General features: G+C 67.7%; 1 protein-coding gene. It reads left to right on the top strand.

The genetic code is table 11. The features are described 5' to 3' along the window. Positions 1–325, top strand: a 325-nt coding sequence (locus CVH10_RS19015; RefSeq protein ID WP_219924839.1) for a response regulator, incomplete at both ends; no start/stop codon positions are given.

Below are 325 nucleotides of genomic sequence, written 5' to 3'. Positions count from 1 at the left end.
AACGGGACGGGCCGCAGGCGCGGCGCGCAGCAGAGTAAGGGCTCGGTCAGCGTGAACGCCGTCGAAATCGTCATGATCGAGGACGATGAGGGCCACGCCCGGCTGATCGAGAAGAACATCCGCCGCGCCGGGATCATGAACGAGATCCGCCACTTCACCGACGGCACCAGCGCGCTGGACTTCATCTTCGGCGACGCGGCCGGGCCGGCCTGCAACGGGCCGGCGCTGGTGCTGCTCGACCTCAACCTGCCCGACATGAGTGGCACGGACATCCTGGCGAAGATCAAGGGCGCTGATGGGGCCGTGAAACGCACCCCGGTGGTCG

The organism is Halomonas sp. ND22Bw (assembly GCF_003011945.1).
Lineage (GTDB): Bacteria > Pseudomonadota > Gammaproteobacteria > Pseudomonadales > Halomonadaceae > Halomonas > Halomonas halophila.
This window is presented reverse-complemented; position numbering and strand designations above follow the sequence as displayed.